We start from the raw sequence: 22,981 nt of genomic DNA, 5'->3' as shown, positions 1-22,981 counted from the left end.
TCACCGTGCGCGGTGAGGGCGAAAAATCAGATGGCGGCGTCGTCTTCTTCGCCGGTACGAATACGCACCACGCGTGCAACGTCAAAGACGAAGATTTTGCCGTCGCCGATTTTACCGGTCTGCGCGGTACGGATAATGGTATCGACGCAGGTATCGACAATGTCGTCGCCCACCACGATCTCAATCTTCACCTTCGGCAGAAAATCCACCATATACTCTGCGCCACGGTAGAGTTCGGTGTGGCCTTTCTGGCGACCAAAACCCTTCACTTCCGTTACCGTCATCCCGGTGATGCCGACTTCAGCCAGCGCTTCACGCACATCATCCAGTTTGAAAGGTTTAATAATCGCATCAATCTTTTTCATGGTCGTTCCTTACACGCTCTTGCCAGCCTGCTGCATCGTAATCGGTTGCTCACAGTACCATAATCATTTCGCCTTTACTCTTTAAAGTCATTGGCATCCAGTTCATGGCGGGAGAGGAGTTTGTAAAACTCGGTGCGGTTGCGCCCCGCCATTCGCGCGGCGTGCGTCACGTTGCCTTTAGTGATTTGCAGCAGCTTGCGCAGGTAGTTGAGTTCAAACTGGTTACGCGCTTCGACAAAGGTCGGCAGCGCGGTGTTCTCCCCTTCCAGCGCCTGCTCGACCAGCGCATCGCTGATCACCGGCGACGAGGTGAGCGCCACGCACTGCTCAATCACGTTCACCAGCTGACGCACGTTACCAGGCCAGCTGGCGGTCATCAGCCGCTTCATCGCATCGGTGGAAAAGGCGCGCACAAACGGCTTATGGCGGTCCGCAGACTGGCGCAGCAGGTGGTTGGCAAGCAGCGGAATATCCTCCGCGCGCTCCGCCAGCGCCGGGATCTTCAGGCTGACTACGTTCAGGCGATAGTAGAGATCTTCACGAAACTCGCCGCGCGCCATCGCTTTTGGCAAATCGCGGTGCGTCGCTGAAATAATGCGCACATTGATATCGATATCGCGGTTGCTGCCGAGCGGGCGCACCTTGCGCTCCTGTAATACGCGCAGCAGTTTGACCTGTAACGGGATCGGCATATCGCCAATCTCATCAAGAAACAGTGTCCCGCCCTCTGCCGCCTGGAACAGCCCTTCCCGGCTGCTTACCGCACCGGTAAAAGCCCCGCGCGCGTGACCGAAGAGTTCCGATTCCAGCAGCTGCTCCGGCAGCGCGCCGCAGTTGATGGCGATAAAGGCGTTTTTACTGCGCGGGCTGGCGTTGTGGATCGCCTGCGCCAGCACCTCTTTACCGGTGCCGCTCTGGCCGTTAATCAGTACGCTGACGTCGGACTGCGCCACCATCCGCGCCTGTTCAAGCAGGCGCAACATCAATGGGCTGCGGGTGACAATGGTTTCGCGCCACTGATCGTCGCTGGCGGAGCCGCTGTGCTCCAGCGCATCATCGATGGCCTTATAGAGCGCGTCTTTATCCACCGGCTTGGTGAGAAAGCTGAAGACGCCCTGCTGCGTGGCAGCAACGGCATCGGGGATCGAGCCGTGCGCGGTGAGAATAATCACCGGCATGCCCGGCTGCAGGCGCTGGATCTCGGCAAAAAGCTGCATGCCATCCATCTCATCCATGCGCAGGTCGCTTATCACCAGATCGACCTTCTCACGCGCGAGAATGCGTAACCCCTCCTGCCCGCTTTCGGCGGTGACAATGCTGTAGCCTTCGCTGGTCAGGCGCAGCCCGAGCAGCTTCAGCAGGCCGGGATCGTCATCCACCAGCAGCAGATGCGCCGGTTTGCGATTGGTCATGGTTTCGCCTCCTGCTGATCGCTATCGCTTTTCGCCGGATGTGCGCTATCCGGCATATCGGCAGGCGCCGGTTTGCGAATGGAGAGACGCCGTTCAATGTCGGTAAGGTTTTCCAGCTTGCGGGTGGTGGTATCAAGCTGCTCATGCAGGAATTGCTGCTGGGCACGCAGTTTGTCGAGTTCACTGTCGGCGGACTGCTGCAATTTCGCGTAGCGGCTGCGCTCTTCGGCTAGTTGCAACTGTGCTTTTTCGCCATCGCGCCAGAGCTCAAACAGCGGGCGAACCTGCGCCGGGATCGACGGGCTTAAGGCATCGAGACGATCGGTATAGTCACGGCGTTCAAGGGGCGAGATTTTGGCATTCGAGAGCAAAATACCGCGGCGCAATGTCGCCTGCCAGGTGTTGTCCGACCATGCACGCGCTTCCGCGCGCGCCGCTGCGGGCGACAAGCGCTGGGCGCAATCCATGCCGCGCAGCCAGAACAGCGGGTTGCTGTCGACACTCTGCCCCGACAGGGTCCAGATATCGTTGCATTCCGTTAATAAAAAGTCGGCCAGTTGGCGATCGGGAAGCTGCGGTTTTTTATTGTCATGAATGGCGCTTGGCGGCGTTTGCGTCACGCAGCCTGCCAGCAGCAGGCAAGGTAGCGCGCGCAGCCAGCCCGATTGCTGTGTCATCGCGTTGACCACGCGGGAAAAGAGATGCGACATACTCACCAGATTTATATTCATTGCGTTGATTTTTCCGGCGCGACAAGCGGTAGCTCAATACGGAAACAGACATCGTCCTTGCTGTCCGTCACCAGATGCAGTTCACCCTGCATTCTGCGGATACAGTCTCTGGCGATGCTCAACCCCAGCCCGCTGCCTTTCACCGCGCCTTTGCGTTGGTGGCTTCCCTGAAAGAAGGGCTCAAAAATCATCTCGCGCTCCGCCTCGGGGATTGGGGTGCCGGTATTCGCTACGTCAATGCGCAACCGTGCGCCGGTACTATAACTGTGGAGACGAATGGTACCGGATTCAGCCCCATAGTGCACCGCGTTGGAGTAAAGATTATCCAGCACGCTCATCAGCAGCATCGGCTCTGCCTGGCAGGTCGTCGCATCGAGAGCGATTTCGGTATGCATCATTTTAGCTCGCGCTGGCAGGCTGTGCGCGGAGAGCACCATCTCCACCAGCGGTGCCAGCTCTACCGCTTCCAGCTCGACCGATCCGCCGGCCAGCTTGCGGTTGTAATCCAGCAGCTGCTCAATCAATTTTTGCAGGTTACGGCTGCTGGCATCGAGGATCTCAACCACCTCTTTCTGCTCCGGCGAAAGCGGCCCGACCACCTGGTCGGCAAGCAGTTCGGTGCCTTCGCGCATGCTGGCGAGCGGCGTTTTCAGCTCATGGGAGATATGGCGTAAAAACTGGTGGCGCTGCGACTCAAGCCACGCCAGCCGTTCGCTCAGCCAGATAATACGTTCGCCGACGTAGCGCAGCTCGCGCGGGCCGCTAAACACCACGCTTTGCGCCAGTGGACGCCCCTCCCCCAGCCGGTTAATCATCCGCTCGATACCCTTCACCGGACCGATAATCATGCGGGTAAAGAGCAGCATCAGCGCCAGGCTGACTAAAAAGAGCACTAGCGCCTGCCAGCCGAAGAACTGACCGCGCTCGGCGATCTCCAGCTGGAGCTGCTGCCCGCGCGAGAAGACCACGGCGCGGGTCGACTGCACCATCTCCGTATTCGCCGCCGCAAACGCCTCCAGCTGCGCAGAGGCGGCAGGTGACGGGCCGCTGTTGGCGCACTGCAACTGGGCGAGATCGTTCAGATCCTGGCGCAGCGCCTGGTAGAGTCTGTCATCGGGTAAAACACCGGCATGGGCCTCCAGCATCTCGCTGTAGCGCTTGCGCTGATTCTGGTAGACCCGCTCAAGGGTAGCGTCATCCAGCACGCAGTACTGGCGGTAGCTGCGCTCCATCTCCAGCGCGGCGTTGGTCATCGCTTCACTGCGGCGGGCGTCAATCAGCGTCGTGCGGTTGGTCAGCAGGGCCTGGGCGCTGAGCGCATTGAGGCTCTGCCAGGCTTGCCAGGCTAACACCAGCAGCGGCAGTAAAATAAGCAGAAACGCCATCATAACCAGTTGGCGTAAGGAGCGGGGAAAAGCGGGCCAGCGTTTCAAGGCGGTACTCTCGCAGGATAAGGTACAGAGATGCTAGCTGAGTGACGGGGTAAAGAACAACAAAGCCGGGCAAAAGCCCGGCTTTGTTATGTAATTAGGCGGTGCCTAACTCGACGTTTCGCCCGAGGTCTGATAAAGCTACGCAATTATCAGCAGGTGGACGGCAGGCACCTTTGAGTGCGTCATTCGAAGGTTTATGTAGCGCGTCCCGAAGGGGCTGACATAAGAGGGTGAATGAGCCACTGGCTATAATTATGCACGTATTATGCCAGGTTGCCACACAATATTTTAATCTGTTGATTATCATAGTGTTTATTAATATTTATCGATTTTGTGAAGTGCGCAACATTTCATCGCTCTGTCGCTATTTAGCAACACTTCATCAGACCATAAATTATCACCATTAAAATCAAAAAGATAAATGTCTCCTTTTAGAGACAGTGATAATCCTCTGATGTCGGGAAAAGCCGACACTTTTAGCACCTGATCAAAAAAGCCCCCTTCCCGGTTAAGGAAGAGGGCCTGTTTTACTGCCGCGTCGGTTTAGCCGAGCTGCTTACGGGCATTGCGGAAGATACGCATCCACGGGCTGTCTTCGCCCCAGTTTTCCGGGTGCCAGGAGTTGGCAACGGTGCGGAAAACACGCTCCGGGTGCGGCATCATGATGGTGACGCGCCCGCTTTCGCTGGTCACGGCGGTAATACCGTTCGGCGAGCCGTTCGGGTTCGCCGGGTAGCGCTCGGTCACGCTGCCGTTGTTATCGACATAGCGCAGCGCCACCAGCCCTTTGCTTTCGAGCTGTGCCAGATGGGCGGCGTCACGCACTTCGACACGCCCTTCACCGTGCGAGACGGCGATAGGCATATGCGACCCGACCATGCCATTGAGCAGCAGTGACGGGCTCTGCGTCACTTCCACCAGGCTGAAACGCGCCTCGAAGCGATCGGAGTGGTTACGCACAAAGCGTGGCCACAGTTCACTGCCCGGAATCAGCTCACGCAGGTTTGACATCATCTGGCAGCCGTTACAGACACCCAGCGCCAGCGTTTGCGGACGGTGGAAGAAGGTTTCGAACTCGTCGCGTACGCGCTCATTAAAGAGGATCGATTTCGCCCAGCCTTCGCCCGCGCCCAGCACGTCACCATAGGAGAAGCCGCCGCAGGCGACCAGCGCGTGGACGTTCTCCAGCCCGCTGCGCCCGGCCAGCAGATCGCTCATGTGGACGTCAACCGCGTCAAACCCGGCGCGGTGGAACGCCGCCGCCATCTCCACGTGGGAGTTGACGCCCTGCTCACGCAGCACGGCGACTTTCGGTCGCGCGCCGGTGGCAATAAACGGTGCCGCGATATCGTCGTTGATATCAAACGTCAGTTTGACGTTGAGGCCCGGATCGTTGTCGTTGGCTTTCGCCTCGTGCTCCTGATCCGCGCACTCCGGGTTATCGCGCAGGCGCTGCATCTGCCAGGTGGTTTCCGCCCACCACATACGCAGCGTGGTGCGGCTTTCGCTGAACACCGGCTGACCGTCCGCTTCAATCACAAAGCGATCGCCTTCGACCGCGCGGCCAAGATAGTGCACAACGTCGCTTAAACCGTAGGCCGCCAGCACGCTCTCCACTGCTTCGCGATCGGCTGCGCGCACCTGAATCACCGCACCCAGCTCTTCATTAAACAGTGCCGCCAGACGATCGTTGCCCAGCGCGGTGATATCGACATTCACGCCGCAGTGGCCGGTAAAGGCCATCTCTGCCAGCGTCACCAGCAGACCGCCATCAGAACGGTCGTGATAGGCCAGCAGTTTTCTCTCTGCCACCAGCGCCTGAATCGCGTCATAGAAGCCTTTCAGCTGTTCGACGTTACGCACATCCGCCGGTTTGTCGCCCAGCTGGCGGTAAACCTGCGCCAGCGCCGTTGCGCCAAGCGCGTTGCTGCCCTTGCCGAGATCGATTAACAGCAGGGCGTTGTCGTCGGTGGAGAGCTGCGGCGTCACGGTGTGGCGCACATCTTCAACGCGGGCAAAGGCGGTGATCACCAGCGACAGCGGCGACGTCATTTCGCGCTGCTCGCTCCCCTCCTGCCAGCGGGTCTTCATCGACATCGAGTCTTTACCCACCGGAATAGTCAGACCGAGCGCCGGACAGAGCTCTTCGCCCACCGCTTTCACCGCCGCATAGAGACCGGCGTCTTCACCCGGGTGACCAGCTGCGGCCATCCAGTTAGCGGAGAGTTTAATGCGTTTGATATCGCCGATGTGCGTCGCCGCGATGTTGGTCAACGCTTCGCCGACCGCCAGCCGCGCCGAGGCGGCAAAGTCGAGCAGCGCCACCGGAGCGCGTTCGCCGAGCGCCATCGCTTCGCCGTAGTAGCTGTCCAGGCTGGCGGTAGTCACCGCGCAGTTAGCAACCGGGATCTGCCACGGGCCGACCATCTGATCGCGCGCCACCATGCCGGTAACCGTACGGTCGCCAATGGTGACAAGGAAGGTTTTCTCCGCCACGGTCGGCAGGTGCAGCACGCGGTTTACCGCGTCAGCCACGGTAATGCCGTGAGTATTGAAGCTGTCGCCAGTCGCCTGGCGCGTCGCGACATCGCGCGTCATCTTCGGCGTCTTGCCAAGCAGCACATCCAGCGGCATATCGATTGGCTGGTTGTCGAAGTGGCTGTCGTTCAGCGTTAAGTGCTGCTCTTCGGTCGCGTCGCCAATCACCGCGTAGGGCGCGCGCTCGCGGCGGCAGAGTTCGTCGAACAGCGGCAGCTGATCCGCCGCCACCGCCAGCACATAACGCTCCTGGGATTCGTTACACCAGATCTCCAGCGGGCTCATGCCTGGTTCGTCGCTCAGAATATCGCGCAGCTCAAAGCGTCCGCCGCGACCGCCATCGCTCACCAGCTCTGGCATGGCGTTAGAGAGACCGCCCGCGCCGACATCGTGAATAAAGAGGATCGGGTTGGCTTCGCCCAGCTGCCAGCAGCGGTCAATCACCTCCTGGCAACGACGCTCCATCTCCGGGTTATCGCGCTGCACCGAGGCGAAGTCGAGATCGGCATCGGACTGACCGGATGCCATTGACGAGGCCGCGCCGCCGCCCAGGCCGATATTCATCGCCGGGCCGCCGAGCACGATCAGCTTGGCGCCAACCACGATCTCGCCCTTCTGCACATGATCTTCACGAATGTTACCGATCCCGCCTGCCAGCATGATCGGCTTGTGGTAGCCGCGCAGCTCTTCACCGTTGTGGCTGTTGACCTTCTCTTCATAAGTACGGAAGTAACCGTTCAGCGCCGGACGACCAAATTCGTTGTTGAATGCCGCGCCGCCCAGCGGGCCGTCGGTCATGATATCGAACGCGGTAACGATGCGCTCCGGCTTGCCAAAATCCTCTTCCCACGGCTGCTCGAAGCCTGGAATACGTAGGTTAGAGACGGAGAAGCCGACCAGACCCGCTTTCGGCTTCGCGCCGCGCCCGGTTGCGCCCTCATCGCGGATCTCGCCGCCGGAGCCGGTTGCCGCGCCCGGCCATGGTGAAATGGCGGTCGGGTGGTTGTGCGTCTCCACCTTCATCAAAATATGGGTCGGCTCCTGGTGGAAATCGTAGCGACCTTCAGCGCGATCGGCATAGAAACGACCAACCGCGGAACCTTCCATCACCGCCGCGTTATCTTTGTAGGCAGAGAGCACAAAGTCCGGCGTCTTCTCGAAGGTGTTTTTAATCATTTTGAACAGCGACTTCGGCTGCGGCTGCCCGTCAATCACCCAATCGGCGTTGAAGATTTTGTGACGGCAGTGCTCCGAGTTAGCCTGGGCGAACATATAGAGTTCGATATCGTTCGGGTTGCGCCCCAGGCGCGTAAAGGCGTCATGCAGGTAATCGATCTCATCTTCCGCCAGCGCGAGGCCGAGACGCAGGTTGGCGTCAATCAGCGCCTGGCGGCCTTCGCCCAGCAGATCCACGCTCTGTACCGGCGCGGGCTGGTGGTGCTCAAACAGACGCGCGGCGTCCGCTTCAGCGTTAAATACGCTCTCCATCATGCGGTCATGCAGCTGCGCCGCCACCTCTTGCCACTGGGCGTCGGTCAGGCTGGCGGCTTCAACGTAGTAGGCCACGCCGCGCTCAAGGCGGTTGATCTTTTCCAGACCGCAGTTGTGGGCGATGTCGGTAGCTTTCGATGACCAGGGAGAGATGGTGCCGGGACGAGGAGTGACGAGCAGTAATTTTCCGGTTGGGGTGTGGCTGCTAAGGCTTGGACCATATTTCAGCAGACGCTGGAGCCGGGCGTACTCTTCTTCGGTGAGCGCCGCGTTGAGGTCGGCAAAGTGAGTATATTCGGCATAAATATTGCTCACCGGCAGGTTGGTGGCCTGAAACCGCGCCAGCAGTTTGTTAATACGGAATGCGGACAGGGCAGGCGAACCACGCAGAATTTCCATCATAAGTCTCTCGTCTTCGATTACGAAGCGTCGGGGACGCTTAAAGTGTGCACCAGGGAAAACGGGCGTCATTATAGAGAATCCTGACGCGCGACGAAACCGTTTGCGTGGAAATAAAAAACGGCGGCGATTTTTAGCAATAGCTGTGGCCGAATGCTGTAATTTGTTGCCAACTGCCGTTTAGTTACGCAGAATGCCGCTAAATCAGCAGCAATCCCCTTGCTGTGATTGCGAAAACCTTTTGAGGCAAAGTACGGCGCAGAGAATTAACTCCTTGAAAAGATTTCAGATTAATTATCTGCTCATCGGCATTGTCACCCTGCTGCTGGCAGCGGCGCTGTGGCCATCAGTCCCCTGGTTTGGCAAAGCCGATAACCGCATCGCGGCTATCCAGGCGCGCGGGGAGCTGCGCGTCAGTACCATTTCGACGCCGCTTACTTTCACCTCTATCAACGGCAAAAATTACGGCCTCGATTACGAACTGGCGCAACAGTTTGCCGACTACCTCGGCGTGAAGCTTAAAATCACCGTGCGCCAGAACATCAGCCAGCTGTTTGACGACCTCGATCACGACAACGCCGATATGCTCGCCGCCGGGCTGGTCTATAACAATGAGCGCGTCAAAAGCTACCAGACCGGTCCGGTCTACTACTCCGTTTCTCAACAACTTGTCTATCGCGTCGGCAGCTATCGCCCACGTACGCTGGCGGAAGTGAATCAGAGCCAGTTGACCATTGCGCCTGGACATGTCGCGCTGGACGATCTGCGCGAGATAAAAGAGAAGAAGTACCCCAATCTCAGCTGGAAGGTGGATGAAAAACTCGGCACTACCTCCCTGCTTCAGCAAGTGGTCGACGGCAAACTGAGTTATACCGTCGCCGATTCGGTGGCGATCAGCCTCTTCCAGCGCGTTCACCCGGAGCTGGCGGTGGCGCTCGATATCTCTGATGAACAGCCCGTCACCTGGTTTAGCAAGCGCGACGACGACAATACGCTCTCGGCGGCGATGCTCGATTTCTTCAACACCATTAATGGCGAGGGGATCCTCGCGAGGCTCGAAGAGAAGTATCTCGGGCATGGCGATGGCTTTGATTATGTTGATACCCGCGCCTTTTTACGCGCCGTTGATAGTGTGCTGCCAGAGTTGCAGCCGCTGTTTGAGAAGTATGCGCAGCAGATCGACTGGAAGCTGTTAGCGGCAATTTCCTATCAGGAGTCCCACTGGGACACGCAGGCCACCTCGCCGACGGGCGTGCGCGGGTTGATGATGTTGACCCGCAATACGGCGCAGAGCCTCGGGCTGAGCGACAGAACCGATGCCGAGCAGAGCATCAGCGGCGGCGCGCGCTATCTGCAGGATATGATGAGCAAAGTGCCGGACAGCGTGCCGCAGGATGAGAAGATCTGGTATGCGCTGGCGGCCTACAACATGGGTTATGCGCATATGCTTGATGCCCGCGCGCTGACGGTGAAGACCAAAGGCAACCCGGATAGCTGGGCCGATGTAAAACAGCGCCTGCCGCTGTTAAGCCAGAAGGCCTACTACAGCAAATTACGTTACGGCTATGCCCGCGGGTATCAGGCGTATGCCTACGTGGAAAATATCCGCAAATATGAGATTAGCCTGGTGGGTTATCTTCTGGAGAAAGAGAAGGCGCTCGCCGCAACGCTCAAGCTGGCGCAGAGCTACCCGGCGGTGTCGAGCGCCGAGCTTGATCAGCCGGCCTATGGCGTGTTGCCCTTCAGCGCGCTGACGGTCGACGAGGCGTTTGGTCACCATTCGGTTTTACCGCAGGATACGCTGCAACTGAAGGTTAACCGCTGATTAAATTGCCGGATGGCGCTACGCTTATCCGGCCTACAAAACCAGGCACACCACCCCGTAGGCCTGATAAGGCGAAGCCGCCATCAGGCATTGCCCGCCGGATGGCGCTGCGCTTATCCGGCCTACAGAGGCAATCGCCCGCAAGGGCTGATCAGGTGTTGCCGGTTTTCAGGGCTTTCTTCTCCAGCCGACGCTGGCGGAAGAAATCGCTTAACATCGCGGCGCACTCATCGCGCAGCACGCCTTCGGTAAACTCGACCCGGTGATTCATCCCCGGGTGATGAAGCACATCCATCAACGACCCTGCCGCGCCGGTTTTCGCATCCCGCGCGCCAAACACCAGTTGCCCGATGCGGCTATGCACCATTGCACCCGCGCACATCACGCAGGGCTCCAGCGTGACATAGAGCGTGGTGTCGATCAGCCGGTAGTTTTGCAGCACCAGACCGCCCTGGCGCAGCGCCATAATCTCCGCGTGCGCGGTGGGATCGTGACGGCCAATCGGGCGGTTCCACCCTTCGCCAATCACCTGGTTGTTATGCACCAGCACCGCGCCTACGGGCACTTCGCCCTCGTCCCAGGCGCGCTTCGCCAGCGTCAGCGCATAACGCATCCAGTGTTCGTGAGTCAGTTCGGGATTGGACAAAGGTATAAACTCCAGTAATTCAGGCGGGGCGCATTATACACACCCCTAATACGTTCGACACTACTCAAGCTGTTGCAGTTCGCCACGGCGCGTAACGCGCCAGCGGTGCTGGCAGAAGTAGAGCAACGGGTTGTCCTGTTTACTGTCGCTGTAGCCGCTGTAAAGACGCAGCGGCGTACCGATTTTGCGCTCTAATTGCGCGACTTTCTCATGCCCGAGGCAGCGCAGGGTCAGCACCCAACCGCCGTAGCCGCGGGTCATCTGGCTGGCGATGACATTAACGCGCGGCAGCCAGGGCGTGTCGAAATAGACCTGCTCAACCAGCGACTGCGGCGAGCCGGTGATCAGCCAGATATCCGCATCCGAGGCGGCCAGATAGTTGGTTAAGCGCGTCTGCACCACCGGAAAGGCGGTGACGTGCCCGCGGAACCAGTCGGCGAATTTCTGCTGCAGGGCGTTGAGATGGCGCTCGCTGTGACCAAAGGTGCAGCCCCATAACAGCAGGCTCATGGGCCAGCGCGCGGCGCGGCCCTTTATCAGCAGCCCGGCACCAATCACCGGTAACAGCGGCAGCACAAGCAGCGCATTGAGCGGATGATGTCGCAGCAGATACCGCAAAAAGGTGCCGAACATATCCTGCTGATGTAATGTTCCATCAAGGTCAAAAAATACAACGCGGCGTTCACTGGTAGCCAAAAGATATTCCTCTGTGGGTTAACGCTCCATCGCCGGGACGCTCCGTTTGGCGATTACACTACAACTAGCCTAACAGATAGATCCTCACTTTTCCGGTAACAGCCTGTTATCAATACCTGCAATAATACGCGCCACACGTTTTCTCCCCTACTTAATACAGGTGACAATGACTCCAGCACCCCGCACAACGCCGCGACGCGCCTTACAGATCCCAGCCTTTCGCTACCTCTTTTCCGCCCGCCTGCTTACCGTGCTGGGCAACGGTATCGCGCCGATCGCGCTGGCTTTCGCGGTGCTCGATATTGGCGGCTCGGCGGCCGATCTTGGCCTGGTGGTGGCGGCACGCTCGCTGTTTAACGTCGCGTTTTTATTGATTGGCGGCGTGCTGGCGGATCGCTACTCCCGCAGCCGCGTGATGGTGCTCTCTTCTCTTGTCGCCGCTCTCTCGCAGGGTGCGGTCGCCTGGCTGGTGCTTGATGGCTCAGCCAGCGTCATGTTGCTCGCCCTGCTTGGCACGCTTAATGGTGCAGCAGCGGGCATTGCCCTTCCCGCCTCCTCGGCGCTGATCCCACAAACCGTGCCCGTTCACCTGCGCCGCGAAGCGAACGCGCTGCTGCAGCTTGGGATTTACAGCGGGACGGTCATCGGTGCCTCGCTCGGCGGGATCCTGACCAGTGCGGTCGGCCCCGGCTGGGGGCTGGCCATTGATGCGCTCGGCTTTGCCGCCTCGGCACCGCTCTATTACGCGATTCGCGTCGGTACTATCAAAGCCGCAGAGGCGACCAGCAATATCCTGCAGGATCTGCGCGACGGCTGGAAAGAGTTCGCCAGCCGTCCCTGGGTCTGGTCGGTGGTGGTGCAGTTCACCCTGATTAACGCCGCTTTCAGCGGAATTGTGATGGTGCTCGGCCCGGTGATTGCCGACAGCGCTTTTGGGCGAACCCAGTGGGGGCTGATTATCGCCGCACAGAGCGTGGGCCTGATTGTCGGCTCGTTCCTGGCGCTGCGCTGGCGGCCTAAGCGCGATCTCTTTATTGGCGTGGTGCTGATGGCGTTCTGCGCCGTACCTACCTGGCTGCTCGGCCAGGCGGCACCGGCACACTGGCTAATGGCGGCATTCTTTTGCGCCGGGATCGTCTTCGGCCTTTTCGGCGTGGCGTGGGCGCAGTCGCTGCAAACGCACATTCCGGCGGAGAAGCTGGCGCGGGTCTACGCCTGGGATGCGATGGGATCGTTTATTGCCATTCCGGTGGGCGAACTGGCAGCCGGGCCGCTGGCGATGCATTTTGGCAGCGAAACGGTGTTAACCACCTCGGCGCTGGTGGTGATCCTCGCCTGTATCGGCGCGGGTCTGGTACCCGCAATCCGCCGTCTCGAGAGCGCGCCACAGGTGAAAGCGAGTGGCTCTGGCCTCTCCAGTTGATCGCTATCAAACGCCACGCGGAGAAACTTTGTGCTGCCAGAATTTTTAATTCATAATCACCGCCCATGGATGGAATAGTTAATTCATCCGCGTAATGCACCAGGCAGTGAATTACGTGAACACCCCGGAGATCGTATGAACTGTTTGATCCGCATTCGCCAGCGCTATCCCGGCCTTGCACAGAGTGATAAAAAGCTGGCGGAATTTCTGCTCGAAAACCCCGATCGCGCCCGCCATTTAAGCTCGCAGCAGCTGGCGGCGGAAGCGGGTGTCAGCCAGTCGAGCGTAGTGAAATTCGCGCAGAAGATGGAGTTCAAAGGCTTCCCGGCAATGAAGCTGGCGATCAGCGAAGCGCTGGCCAGCAACCCCAACCCCTACTCCGTACCGGTGCATAATAAAATTCGCGGCGATGACGCCCTGCGCGTGGTCGGCGAGAAGCTGATTAAAGAGTACCAGAGTGCGATGCACGCCTCGCTGGATGTGAACAGCGAAGAGAAGCTGCTGGAGAGCGTGCGCCTGCTGCGCGAATCGCGGCGCATCGTGCTGACCGGTATCGGCGCGTCGGGCCTGGTGGCGCGTAATTTTGGCTGGAAGCTGATGAAGATTGGCCTGAACGCCATTGTCGAACAGGATATGCACGCGCTGCTGGCGGCGGTGCAGGCGCTGGAGCCGGGCGATCTGCTGCTGCCGGTCTCCTACTCGGGCGAACGCCGCGAGATCAATCTGGCGGCTGACGAAGCGTTACACGTGGGAGCAAAGATCCTCGCGATCACCGGTTTTACCCCCAATGCATTACAGCAGCGCGCGACCCACTCGCTTTACACCATTGCGGAAGAGCAGGCGACGCGCAGCGCGGCGATCTCCTCCACCAGCGCCCAGATGATGCTGACGGATCTGCTTTTTATGGCGCTGGTTCAGCAGGATCTGGAGCATGCCCCGGAGCGTATTCGCCACAGCGAGGAGCTGGTAAAAAAACTGGTTTGAGCAGGCAATCATCGTATAATGCCCGCCCTGTTTGTGTTGTTTCTGAGAATTTCCTGATGGCGCTGTTAATTACCAAAAAATGCATCAACTGCGATATGTGCGAGCCGGAGTGCCCGAACGAGGCGATCTCGCTCGGCGAGAGCATTTATGAGATTAACAGCGACCGCTGCACCGAGTGCGTGGGCCATTACGAAACGCCAACCTGCCAGAAAGTGTGCCCGATCCCCAATACCATCCTGAAAGATCTGGCACATCAAGAGAACGAAGAGCAGCTGTGGGATAAATTCGTGCTGCTGCACCACTCTGACAAAATCTAGCTCTCGATAATCACCGTCGCACAAGCGTAGTGGCGCTCATCCGCCAGCGTGACGTGCACAGAACGCACGCCCATCCGCTCTGCCAACCGCTCAGCTTCCCCCCACAGACGCAGGCTCGGTTTTCCCAGTTCATCGTTAAAGACTTCAAACTGATTGAACGCCAGGCCGTTGCGAATGCCGGTACCGAGCGCTTTTGCCGCCGCCTCTTTCACCGCAAAGCGTTTGGCGAGAAAGCGCACCGGCTGCTGGTGCGCCTCGTAGAGCGCCCATTCATTAGGGCTGAGCACGCGCTTCGCCAGCCGATCGCCGCTGCGGGCAACCACGGCTTCAATGCGTGCGATCTCAACGATATCGGTGCCCAGTCCTAAGATAGCCATTATGCGCGCGCTTCCAGCATCAAACGTTTCATCTCTGCCACTGCCTCTTTCAGGCCGCTCATTACCGCACGGCCAATAATTGCGTGCCCAATATTCAGCTCGTGCATCTCTGGCAGCGCGGCGATCGCTTTAACGTTGTGGTAAGTCAGACCGTGACCGGCGTTCACTTTCAGCCCGAGGCTGGCGGCATAAGTTGCGGCGTTGGCGATGCGCTCCAGCTCTTTCGCCTGCGCGGCTTCGTTTTCAGCATCGGCGTAACAGCCGGTGTGGATTTCGATCCAGGGCGCGCCCACTTCCGCCGCGGCTTTGATCTGCGCGTTATCGGCATCGATAAACAGCGACACCAGAATCCCCGCCTGCGCCAGGCGCTGGCAGGCATCGCGCATTTTGTCGCGCTGACCGGCCACATCCAGCCCGCCTTCAGTGGTCACTTCCTGGCGCTTTTCCGGCACCAGACAGCAGAAGTGCGGCTTCGTTTCGCAGGCAATCGCCAGCATCTCGTCGGTAACAGCCATTTCAAGGTTCATGCGCGTGTGCAGCGTCTGGCGCAGAATACGCACATCTCTGTCGGTAATATGGCGACGATCTTCACGCAGATGGACGGTAATCCCATCGGCACCTGCCTGCTCGGCGATAAACGCCGCCTGCACCGGATCCGGGTAAGCGGTGCCGCGCGCGTTGCGCAGAGTGGCAATGTGATCGATGTTTACGCCCAACAGTAATTCAGCCATGACAATCCTCAGTTTCGCAAAATTTCCGGCGCGGTCTTCGCCCCGCCTGGTCTGTGATCCTGCCGCTAGCGCTTAGGCACAAACTGCCGGAATAACTCCCGGCTTTTGAGCGGCTTGCCTCCAAGATACGGCTTCAGGGCAATGCGGGTAAAGCGCTTTGCGGCACGCAGCGTGTCGCTGTCCGGAAACTCCCGCTCGGAGAGCGCGCGTAAGTGTCGTCCGGTGAAGGTGGTGTTGTCGACCACGACGCTGGCGATAAAGCCCTTCTCTTCGCGGTAGCGATAGGTCATGCCATCCTCCACCGCCTCGCCGCTGCCCGCACAGTGCAGAAAATCGACGCCGTAACCGAGATGGCCAAGCAGCGCCAGCTCAAAGCGGCGCAGCACTGGCTCCGGCGAGCCACTGACGCCGGCCAGCGCCTGAATGCAATGCAGATAATCAAAAAAGAGTTCGGAGAAGCGCGTCTCATGCTCCAGCACGCGGGAGATGAGTTCATTGACGTAGAGACCGCTGTAGAGGGTGATGCCGCTTAACGGCAGCGCCAGCGAGACCGCTTCGGCACTGCGCAGGGTTTTGACTTCACCGCGCCCGCCAAAGCGCACCAGCAGAGGGGTAAAGGGCTGCAAGGCACCTTTGAGGTTGGAACGTTTGGAGCGTGCGCCTTTGGCAACCAGGCGCACACGACCGGACTCTTCCGTGAAGACGTCCAGCATTAAGCTGGTTTCGCTCCAGGGACGGCTATGAAGAACGAAGGCACGCTGCCATCCCTCCATCCGGTGTTACTCAGAGATCGTCGACATAACCGAGACTGCGCAGCGCGCGCTCGTCATCGGCCCAGCCCGATTTCACTTTGACCCACAGTTCAAGGTGAACTTTGGCTTCAAACATCTCTTCCATATCTTTACGGGCTTCGATGCCGATGGTTTTGATTTTGGCGCCTTTGTTGCCAATCACCATTTTCTTCTGCCCTTCGCGCTCAACGAGGATCAGGCCGTTGATGTCATACCCGCCGCGCTCGTTGGTAATAAAGCGCTCGATCTCGACGGTGACCGAGTACGGCAGTTCTGCGCCAAGGAAACGCATCAGCTTTTCGCGGATGATTTCAGAGGCCATAAAGCGCTGCGAGCGGTCAGTGACGTAATCTTCCGGGAAGTGGTGAATCGCTTCTGGCAGATGCTTGCGCACGACGCTGGCGATGGTATCAACGTTCATGCCGGTTTCCGCAGAGAGCGGCACGATGTCGAGGAAGTTCATCTGGCTTGCCAGGAACTGCAGGTGCGGCAGCAAATCAGCCTTCTCCTGCACGTTGTCGACTTTGTTCACCGCAAGGATCACCGGTGCACGGGCATCACGCAGCTTGTTCAGCACCATTTCGTCATCCGCCGTCCAGCGCGTGCCTTCAACAACGAAGATCACCAGCTCAACGTCGCCGATAGAGCTGCTGGCCGCTTTGTTCATCAGACGGTTGATGGCGCGCTTCTCTTCCATATGCAGACCCGGGGTATCGACGTAGACCGCCTGATAAGCCCCTTCGGTATGGATGCCGACGATACGGTGGCGCGTGGTTTGCGCTTTACGGGAGGTGATCGAGATCTTCTGCCCGAGCAGCTTATTCAGCAGTGTGGATTTGCCGACGTTGGGACGTCCAACGATGGCGATAAATCCGCAGTAGGTGTTTTCAGTTTCAGTGCTCATTCCAACTCCAGTTTTTTCAGCGCCTGTTCGGCGGCAGCCTGCTCCGCCTTGCGACGGCTGGAACCCGTGCCAACCACCGGTTCGCTCAGGCCGCTGACCTGGCAGTGGATAGTAAATTCCTGATCGTGCGCTTCGCCACGCACCTGCACCACCAGATAGGAGGGCAGCGGCAGATGGCGACCCTGCAAGAACTCCTGCAGGCGCGTTTTCGGATCTTTTTGTTTATCGCCAGGACTGATTTCGTCGAGGCGTGTCTGATACCAGCTGAGGATCAATTGCTCAACGGTCTGGATGTCGCTATCCAGGAACACGCCGCCGATCAATGCCTCTACGGTATCCGCTAAAATCGATTCACGGCGAAAGCCGCCGCTTTTCAACTCACCCGGCCCAAGGCGCAGGCACTCGCCCAGCTCAAATTCGCGGGCGATTTCCGCCAACGTATTGCCGCGTACCAGCGTCGCGCGCATGCGGCTCATATCCCCTTCATCCACGCGTGGAAAACGGTGATAGAGGGCATTGGCGATCACAAAACTTAAAATCGAGTCGCCGAGAAATTCGAGACGCTCGTTATGTTTGCTACTGGCGCTGCGGTGAGTTAAAGCCTGCTGCAACAGATCGTGATGTTGAAAAGTGTAGCCCAGCTTCCGCTGAAGCCGATTAATTACGATGGGGTTCATGCGTTACCAATAAATAAATGCGTCAACAATGCAGCACACGAAACCGACCTGAAGAACCAACGCGGTTTCGTGTGCTGTGGCACCCGGAGGGCCAGCCTTAAACTTCGGGGGAATATTCTATACGCAACGAGGAGGGATGTCGTTAGTAAGAAGGGAATAATCCTGGAAATAATTCGGGGCGCAACAAGAATAATTACGCCCCGCTGAATCAATGAATTCCGCCGATACGATTCAGGCGCACGCCTGTCGGCCATTCACCTTCCTGTTTCTCGAAACTCATCCAGATTGCCGTCGCGCGGCCAACCAGATTCGCTTCCGGCACAAAGCCCCAGTAGCGGCTGTCTGCGCTGTTATCGCGGTTGTCACCCATCATGAAGTAGTGACCCGGCGGCACAATCCAGGTGGCCAGCGGCTGGTTCTGCTGACGGTAGTAAATACCGAGCTGATCCTGCGCGATGGGCACGTTGAGAATACGGTGCGTGACGTCGCCCAGCGTCTCTTTACGCTCGGTAAGACGTACGCCGTCCGCCATGCTCTGCCCTTTTGCCATCTGGAAGAAGCCGCTGCTCGCTTCGCCGCCGTTACGACGGCCAAAGGTCTGCACAAAATCGCTCTCTTCCACATTGCTGTAGGTGACAGGCAGCGCGTTGCCGCACGCCTGGCCGGAACTGCAATTTGGCTGCACGGTAACCTGTTTCGTCACCGGATCGTAGCTCACTTTATCGCCCGGCAGGCCGACCACGCGCTTGATGTAATCGAGGCGTGGATCGTCCGGGTACTTAAACACCGCGATGTCGCCACGTTTCGGATGACCGGTTTCGATCAGCGTTTTCTGGTAGATAGGATCTTTAATGCCGTAGGCAAACTTCTCCACCAGAATAAAATCGCCGATCAAAAGCGTTGGCATCATCGAGCCTGACGGGATCTGGAAGGGTTCATAGATAAATGAACGCACCACCAGCACAATCGCCAGCACCGGGAAAACCGAAGCCCCCGTCTCCAGCCAGCCCGGTTTCGGGCCAACTTTTTTCAGCGTCTTCGCATCAAGCGCATCGCCCGTCGCTGCCTGCGCAGCGGCCTGACGCTCCCGGCGTTTCGGTGCAAAAATAAACTTATCCAGGCACCATAAAAAACCTGTCACCAGCGTCGCGATCACCAGGATCAGGGCAAACATGTTCGCCATGCCAACTCCTTTAGGTTATTTGCTCTCTTTGCCAACATGGAGAATGGCGAGGAACGCTTCCTGCGGCAGCTCAACGTTACCAACCTGCTTCATGCGTTTCTTACCGTCTTTCTGTTTCTGCAACAGCTTCTTCTTACGGCTAACGTCACCGCCATAGCACTTCGCCAGGACGTTTTTACGCAGCTGTTTCACGGTTGAGCGGGCAATGATGTGGTTGCCAATCGCCGCCTGAATCGCGATATCAAACTGCTGACGCGGGATCAGCTCTTTCATCTTCTCGACCAGCTCGCGACCGCGATACGGCGCGTTATCGTTGTGGGTGATCAGCGCCAGCGCATCGACGCGATCGCCGTTGATCAGCACGTCAACGCGCACCATGTTGGAGGCCTGGAAGCGTTTGAAGTTGTAATCCAGCGAGGCGTAGCCGCGCGAGGTGGACTTCAGGCGGTCGAAGAAGTCGAGCACCACTTCCGCCATCGGGATTTCGTAGGTCAGCGCCACCTGTTTACCGTGGTAAACCATGTTGGTCTGCACACCGCGTTTCTCGATGCAGAGGGTAATGACGTTACCGAGGAACTCCTGCGGCAGCAGCATATGACACTCGGCGATCGGCTCGCGCAGCTCTTCGATGTTGTTCAGCGGCGGCAGCTTGGAAGGGCTGTCGACGTAGATCACCTCTTTGTTGGTGGTCTGCACTTCATACACTACGGTTGGTGCCGTGGTGATGAGGTCAAGATCGTATTCACGCTCCAGACGCTCCTGGATGATCTCCATATGCAGCAGGCCGAGGAAGCCGCAGCGGAAACCGAAGCCGAGCGCTGTGGAGCTTTCCGGTTCGTAGAACAGGGAGGCATCGTTAAGGCTCAGCTTGCCGAGGGCGTCACGGAAGTTCTCGTAATCGTCGGAGCTAACCGGGAAGAGACCGGCGTAAACCTGCGGTTTCACCTTTTTAAAGCCGGGCAGCGCTTTGTCTGCCGGGTTGCGGGCAGCGGTCAGGGTATCCCCTACCGGCGCGCCGAGAATGTCTTTGATGGCGCAGACTAACCAGCCTACTTCACCGCACTTCAGTTCGGTACGGTCGATCTGTTTCGGCGTGAAGATGCCGAGACGGTCAGCGTTATAGACCTGGCCGGTACTCATCACCTTGATTTTGTCGCCTTTGCGCATGGTGCCGTTTTTGATACGCACCAGCGAGACCACGCCGAGGTAGTTATCGAACCAGGAGTCGATGATCAGCGCCTGCAGCGGAGCGTCAGGATCGCCTTCCGGCGGCGGAATGTCGCGCACCAGGCGCTCAAGAACATCCGGTACGCCAACGCCGGTTTTCGCCGAGCAGCGCACCGCATCGGTAGCGTCGATGCCGACGATATCTTCAATCTCTTCCGCTACGCGCTCAGGATCGGCCGCCGGCAGGTCGATTTTGTTTAACACCGGCACCACTTCCAGATCCATCTCCATCGCGGTGTAGCAGTTCGCCAGCGTCTGCGCTTCCACGCCCTGGCCTGCGTCAACCACCAGCAGCGCGCCTTCACAGGCGGCCAGCGAGCGGGAAACTTCGTAGGAGAAGTCAACGTGGCCCGGGGTGTCGATAAAGTTCAGTTGATAGGTTTCGCCATCGGTGGCTTTGTAATCCAGCGTCACGCTCTGGGCTTTAATGGTAATGCCGCGTTCGCGCTCGAGATCCATGGAGTCCAGCACCTGGGCTGCCATTTCGCGATCGGAGAGACCACCGCAAATCTGAATAATACGGTCAGACAGCGTCGATTTACCGTGGTCGATGTGAGCGATGATCGAAAAGTTACGAATATTCTTCATAGAGTGAGATTTTATGCCTTACGAGTAACTAAGAGGCCTGTTCGCGCCTGACGTCAATGTACTGAAACGCCGCATTCTACACTACAACCACAACGCGGGGAAATGCTCAAACCGCCCACACTTTGTAAGCGGTAACAGGCAGGATCAGGGGCGGCTTTCAGCGGATGCGTCATCGACGCGAATAAGGTTCGGCGGCAGGCCGACGCTAAGGATTATTGGCTGCCATTCGCTACGGGTGGCAAGCTTTGGCGAGAGACCGCGCGCCAGCAGAAAACCGCCGATACCGCCCAGCACGGCGCCGCTAAACGCCGCCATATCGTTGCCAAACAGCGTCTGGAACAGTGCGCCCATTACAAACAGGCCAAGCAGAGGGGTCATATAGACTAATACTGCAGAGCCAAGCAGGCTGCTCTCCGCAATACCCAGCTCCACTTTCTGCCCCGGCTCCAGCGGCTCAGCGCAGGGTACGGCGATGGTATGGGTGGTTTGCGGGCCAAGCTTGTTGAGTACGCGGCTACCGCAGCCGGCGCGCGAGGCGCAGCTGCTGCAGGAGGCTTTCACGTCACACTCGACCAGCGCCTGGCCATGCTGCCAGGAGACGACGGTTGCCCACTCTTTGATCATTGTGCGGCCCTGAATTTGACGTTATCCGCAATGCGTTTTGCCGTTTGCGGCGGCAACTCGCCCACGATAGTAATTTCGGCGTTGTCACGCACGGTTGTGCTGACAGTGCGTCGACCGGTGCGCAGCATCTGGTCGCTGCTGTTCTGATTTGCACGGTTGATGTTAACCGAGAAGCTGAACAATCCATCGGAGTAGAGGCGTGATTCGACGGGCACATCGACGGTCGGTAGCTGACGGCGGCTGCTGGCAACTTCGGTGAAGCCCTGCGGCAGCCATGACGGCACCCAGTTAAAGTTCACTTTGTCGCCCGTCGGCACCGAAAGCAGCGGCGGCAGGCTCGCTTTCGCCAGCGTTTGCATGCTGTCGCTTACCTGAGGATTGACGTTAAACGCAATCACACGGAACTGCTCAAGAGTTTCGCCATCGCGATCGAGCAGATCGACGCGCATCGGCAGCCGGCTCTCTTCGTCCATCCAGACAATGTAGCTGTAGCGCGTACCGTCACGCGCCACGACGCGGATCACTTCACACAGCCGGTCGGCAATACGCGTGCGCCCGACGGAGATAAAGTCGTAGTACGGCGAAAGACGTTTGAAGTCGGTATAGACCAGCGACGGCAGCGAATCGACGATGTAGTTACCGTTGAGGGTGAAGGGCTCAAGGCCTGGCTCGAAGTAGCTGATCTCATTGCCGCGCTGCACCACTTCGCGGCGCGGGCCATCCATCTGCAGCAGCTGCGCAAGCGCCTGGTTGTCGAGACGCGCATGACGATAGCGCAGCGATTCGACACCCTGTTTGTTGATGCTGATAAAAGAGAGTTCGTAATTGAGAGACTGGCTCGCTACATTCATCTGCTGTAACAACGCCCCGGATGAAACATCAGCCGAGGCGTTAGTTGAGCAAAGTAGACCAGCAGCCACAAAAGAGAGGGCACACCAAAGTTGCTTCATTACTGCGATTGCGTTCCTAAGGTTTGATTTCCTGGCACCTGGACAGCGGCCTGCTGAGTCTGCGCCTGTTCAAACTGAAGCTGCTCAGCGTGCAAACGGCGTTGCAGTTCGTAATCCTGCAGCATCGCATTGATGCGACGACGCTGTTCCTGAACCTGCTGCTGCTGACCGGCACTTGCCGTCGCATCAGCCGGAACACCCAGGCTCACCGGGCTGGCTTTGCCCATCATCGGCAGTGTGTTAAACACTGGCGCTTCGGGCTGTTGGGTGGATTCAGCCTGGCCATTATAGTGCTGAACGCCAACAATGACAGCTAACGATACGCATGCCGCAACGCCCATCTGGGTGAGCTGGCTCGCCCACGGACGTACTTTGTGCCAGAACGGCATCTTCTGCCATTGCTGTGGTGCCGGCTGCGCTTCAGGGATAAGCGGCGTCGCAGGCTGCACGGCGTCACTCTCAATCGCGGCCATAACCCGATCGGAGATATCGAAATGCAGCAGGTCGGCAGTATCACCACGCATTGAATCACGGATGAGGTGGTAACTCTCCCAGGTTCGCTGCATTTCTGGATCACGGGACAGCTCACTGAGCAGTTCGTTATCCAGGGTCTCACCATCCATTAAAGCGGAAAGTTTTTCTTTCTGCATGCCTAATACCTTTTCCAGT

21 protein-coding genes are annotated in these 22,981 nt (G+C 58.5%); 4 read left to right on the top strand and 17 right to left on the bottom strand.

Annotation, left to right across the window (positions count from 1 at the left end):
• Nucleotides 1–26: 26 nt before the first annotated feature.
• The 5 genes from glnB to purL all read right to left on the bottom strand — a co-directional run bounded on the left by glnB (nt 27) and on the right by purL (nt 8,315).
• Nucleotides 27–365, bottom strand: coding sequence for a nitrogen regulatory protein P-II (glnB, locus tag ABIC80_RS00180; RefSeq protein ID WP_023481188.1), 339 nt, complete (start codon nt 363–365; stop codon nt 27–29).
• Nucleotides 366–439: 74 nt separating this feature from the next.
• Entirely contained in the window at nt 440–1,777 is a 1,338-nt protein-coding gene (gene glrR, locus ABIC80_RS00175) for a two-component system response regulator GlrR (protein WP_023481176.1), read from the bottom strand.
• Nucleotides 1,774–2,508 carry a two-component system QseEF-associated lipoprotein QseG gene (qseG, locus tag ABIC80_RS00170; protein ID WP_263754148.1) on the bottom strand — a complete coding sequence of 245 codons (735 nt, stop codon included), beginning with the start codon at nt 2,506–2,508 and terminating at the stop codon, nt 1,774–1,776. Before qseG ends, glrR begins: the two co-directional genes overlap by 4 nt.
• Nucleotides 2,505–3,941 (bottom strand): two component system sensor histidine kinase QseE/GlrK, encoded by a 1,437-nt coding sequence (qseE, locus tag ABIC80_RS00165; RefSeq protein ID WP_034813851.1) that lies wholly within the window; start codon nt 3,939–3,941, stop codon nt 2,505–2,507. Before qseE ends, qseG begins: the two co-directional genes overlap by 4 nt.
• Before the next feature lie 543 nt (nt 3,942–4,484).
• Complete coding sequence (gene purL, locus ABIC80_RS00160; RefSeq protein ID WP_429176427.1) at nt 4,485–8,315, bottom strand: phosphoribosylformylglycinamidine synthase; 3,831 nt, start codon at nt 8,313–8,315, stop codon at nt 4,485–4,487.
• Nucleotides 8,316–8,643: 328 nt separating this feature from the next.
• Between purL and mltF the strand changes: the two genes are divergently transcribed.
• Nucleotides 8,644–10,194 (top strand): membrane-bound lytic murein transglycosylase MltF, encoded by a 1,551-nt coding sequence (gene mltF, locus ABIC80_RS00155; protein ID WP_429174913.1) that lies wholly within the window; start codon nt 8,644–8,646, stop codon nt 10,192–10,194.
• A 151-nt stretch (nt 10,195–10,345) separates the two neighbouring features.
• Here mltF and tadA read toward each other — a convergent pair whose 3' ends face one another.
• Both tadA and yfhb read right to left on the bottom strand, forming a co-directional pair.
• Nucleotides 10,346–10,840, bottom strand: a complete 495-nt coding sequence (gene tadA / locus ABIC80_RS00150; protein WP_429174910.1) for a tRNA adenosine(34) deaminase TadA — start codon at nt 10,838–10,840, stop codon at nt 10,346–10,348.
• Between the two features lie 60 nt (nt 10,841–10,900).
• Nucleotides 10,901–11,536, bottom strand: a complete 636-nt coding sequence (gene yfhb, locus ABIC80_RS00145; protein ID WP_034813854.1) for a phosphatidylglycerophosphatase C — start codon at nt 11,534–11,536, stop codon at nt 10,901–10,903.
• Between the two features lie 166 nt (nt 11,537–11,702).
• Here yfhb and ABIC80_RS00140 point away from each other — a divergent pair, with 166 nt between their 5' ends.
• From ABIC80_RS00140 to ABIC80_RS00130, 3 genes are all read left to right on the top strand, one after another.
• Nucleotides 11,703–12,959 carry an MFS transporter gene (locus ABIC80_RS00140; RefSeq protein WP_305207785.1) on the top strand — a complete coding sequence of 419 codons (1,257 nt, stop codon included), beginning with the start codon at nt 11,703–11,705 and terminating at the stop codon, nt 12,957–12,959.
• 135 nt (nt 12,960–13,094) lie between these two features.
• A complete protein-coding gene (locus tag ABIC80_RS00135; RefSeq protein WP_429174908.1) occupies nt 13,095–13,943 on the top strand; it encodes a MurR/RpiR family transcriptional regulator in 849 nt (282 codons plus the stop codon).
• Between the two features lie 56 nt (nt 13,944–13,999).
• Nucleotides 14,000–14,260, top strand: a complete 261-nt coding sequence (locus ABIC80_RS00130; RefSeq protein WP_429174906.1) for a YfhL family 4Fe-4S dicluster ferredoxin — start codon at nt 14,000–14,002, stop codon at nt 14,258–14,260.
• On the opposite strand, the gene acpS is transcribed toward ABIC80_RS00130, so the two are convergent.
• From acpS to rseA, 10 genes are all read right to left on the bottom strand, one after another.
• On the bottom strand, nt 14,257–14,637 hold the full coding sequence (gene acpS / locus ABIC80_RS00125; protein ID WP_139567334.1) for a holo-ACP synthase: 381 nt from the start codon (nt 14,635–14,637) through the stop codon (nt 14,257–14,259). The two genes, ABIC80_RS00130 and acpS, sit on opposite strands and share 4 nt — an antisense overlap.
• A complete protein-coding gene (gene pdxJ / locus ABIC80_RS00120; RefSeq protein ID WP_042711612.1) occupies nt 14,637–15,368 on the bottom strand; it encodes a pyridoxine 5'-phosphate synthase in 732 nt (243 codons plus the stop codon). The genes acpS and pdxJ overlap by 1 nt, the downstream gene beginning before the upstream one ends.
• A gap of 65 nt (nt 15,369–15,433) precedes the next feature.
• Nucleotides 15,434–16,141: a DNA repair protein RecO gene (recO, locus tag ABIC80_RS00115; RefSeq protein ID WP_023481189.1), complete on the bottom strand. Its 708-nt coding sequence runs from the start codon at nt 16,139–16,141 to the stop codon at nt 15,434–15,436.
• Between the two features lie 10 nt (nt 16,142–16,151).
• Nucleotides 16,152–17,063 (bottom strand): GTPase Era, encoded by a 912-nt coding sequence (gene era, locus ABIC80_RS00110; RefSeq protein WP_054804444.1) that lies wholly within the window; start codon nt 17,061–17,063, stop codon nt 16,152–16,154.
• A complete protein-coding gene (rnc, locus tag ABIC80_RS00105) occupies nt 17,060–17,740 on the bottom strand; it encodes a ribonuclease III (protein ID WP_076768826.1) in 681 nt (226 codons plus the stop codon). Before rnc ends, era begins: the two co-directional genes overlap by 4 nt.
• 208 nt (nt 17,741–17,948) lie before the next feature.
• The gene (gene lepB / locus ABIC80_RS00100; protein ID WP_023481224.1) at nt 17,949–18,923 is read right to left on the bottom strand and encodes a signal peptidase I; all 975 of its coding nucleotides are present in this window, start codon (nt 18,921–18,923) and stop codon (nt 17,949–17,951) included.
• 15 nt (nt 18,924–18,938) lie between these two features.
• A complete protein-coding gene (gene lepA / locus ABIC80_RS00095) occupies nt 18,939–20,738 on the bottom strand; it encodes a translation elongation factor 4 (protein ID WP_023481268.1) in 1,800 nt (599 codons plus the stop codon).
• Nucleotides 20,739–20,882: 144 nt separating this feature from the next.
• On the bottom strand, nt 20,883–21,362 hold the full coding sequence (gene rseC / locus ABIC80_RS00090; protein ID WP_023481219.1) for a SoxR-reducing system protein RseC: 480 nt from the start codon (nt 21,360–21,362) through the stop codon (nt 20,883–20,885).
• Nucleotides 21,359–22,312, bottom strand: a complete 954-nt coding sequence (rseB, locus tag ABIC80_RS00085; protein WP_124967567.1) for a sigma-E factor regulatory protein RseB — start codon at nt 22,310–22,312, stop codon at nt 21,359–21,361. Before rseB ends, rseC begins: the two co-directional genes overlap by 4 nt.
• Entirely contained in the window at nt 22,312–22,962 is a 651-nt protein-coding gene (gene rseA, locus ABIC80_RS00080) for an anti-sigma-E factor RseA (RefSeq protein ID WP_094421613.1), read from the bottom strand. Before rseA ends, rseB begins: the two co-directional genes overlap by 1 nt.
• Between the last annotated feature and the right edge of the window lie 19 nt (nt 22,963–22,981).

Origin of the sequence: Kosakonia sp. 1610 (assembly GCF_050435845.1) — a bacterium.
Taxonomy (GTDB): Bacteria; Pseudomonadota; Gammaproteobacteria; order Enterobacterales; family Enterobacteriaceae; genus Kosakonia; species Kosakonia cowanii.
Note: the sequence above shows the minus strand (reverse complement) of the source record. Positions and strands in the feature narration are given on the sequence as shown.

Excerpts from the sequence above, each read along its gene's own strand:
- glnB (WP_023481188.1), bottom strand. The coding sequence starts at position 365 with ATGAAAAAGATTGATGCGATTATTAAACCTTTCAAACTGGATGATGTG.
- glrR (WP_023481176.1), bottom strand. The coding sequence starts at position 1,777 with ATGACCAATCGCAAACCGGCGCATCTGCTGCTGGTGGATGACGATCCC.
- qseG (WP_263754148.1), bottom strand. The coding sequence starts at position 2,508 with ATGAATATAAATCTGGTGAGTATGTCGCATCTCTTTTCCCGCGTGGTC.
- ABIC80_RS00140 (WP_305207785.1), top strand. The coding sequence starts at position 11,703 with ATGACTCCAGCACCCCGCACAACGCCGCGACGCGCCTTACAGATCCCA.
- ABIC80_RS00135 (WP_429174908.1), top strand. The coding sequence starts at position 13,095 with ATGAACTGTTTGATCCGCATTCGCCAGCGCTATCCCGGCCTTGCACAG.
- ABIC80_RS00130 (WP_429174906.1), top strand. The coding sequence starts at position 14,000 with ATGGCGCTGTTAATTACCAAAAAATGCATCAACTGCGATATGTGCGAG.
- acpS (WP_139567334.1), bottom strand. The coding sequence starts at position 14,637 with ATGGCTATCTTAGGACTGGGCACCGATATCGTTGAGATCGCACGCATT.
- pdxJ (WP_042711612.1), bottom strand. The coding sequence starts at position 15,368 with ATGGCTGAATTACTGTTGGGCGTAAACATCGATCACATTGCCACTCTG.
- recO (WP_023481189.1), bottom strand. The coding sequence starts at position 16,141 with ATGGAGGGATGGCAGCGTGCCTTCGTTCTTCATAGCCGTCCCTGGAGC.
- era (WP_054804444.1), bottom strand. The coding sequence starts at position 17,063 with ATGAGCACTGAAACTGAAAACACCTACTGCGGATTTATCGCCATCGTT.
- rnc (WP_076768826.1), bottom strand. The coding sequence starts at position 17,740 with ATGAACCCCATCGTAATTAATCGGCTTCAGCGGAAGCTGGGCTACACT.
- lepB (WP_023481224.1), bottom strand. The coding sequence starts at position 18,923 with ATGGCGAACATGTTTGCCCTGATCCTGGTGATCGCGACGCTGGTGACA.
- lepA (WP_023481268.1), bottom strand. The coding sequence starts at position 20,738 with ATGAAGAATATTCGTAACTTTTCGATCATCGCTCACATCGACCACGGT.
- rseC (WP_023481219.1), bottom strand. The coding sequence starts at position 21,362 with ATGATCAAAGAGTGGGCAACCGTCGTCTCCTGGCAGCATGGCCAGGCG.
- rseB (WP_124967567.1), bottom strand. The coding sequence starts at position 22,312 with ATGAAGCAACTTTGGTGTGCCCTCTCTTTTGTGGCTGCTGGTCTACTT.
- rseA (WP_094421613.1), bottom strand. The coding sequence starts at position 22,962 with ATGCAGAAAGAAAAACTTTCCGCTTTAATGGATGGTGAGACCCTGGAT.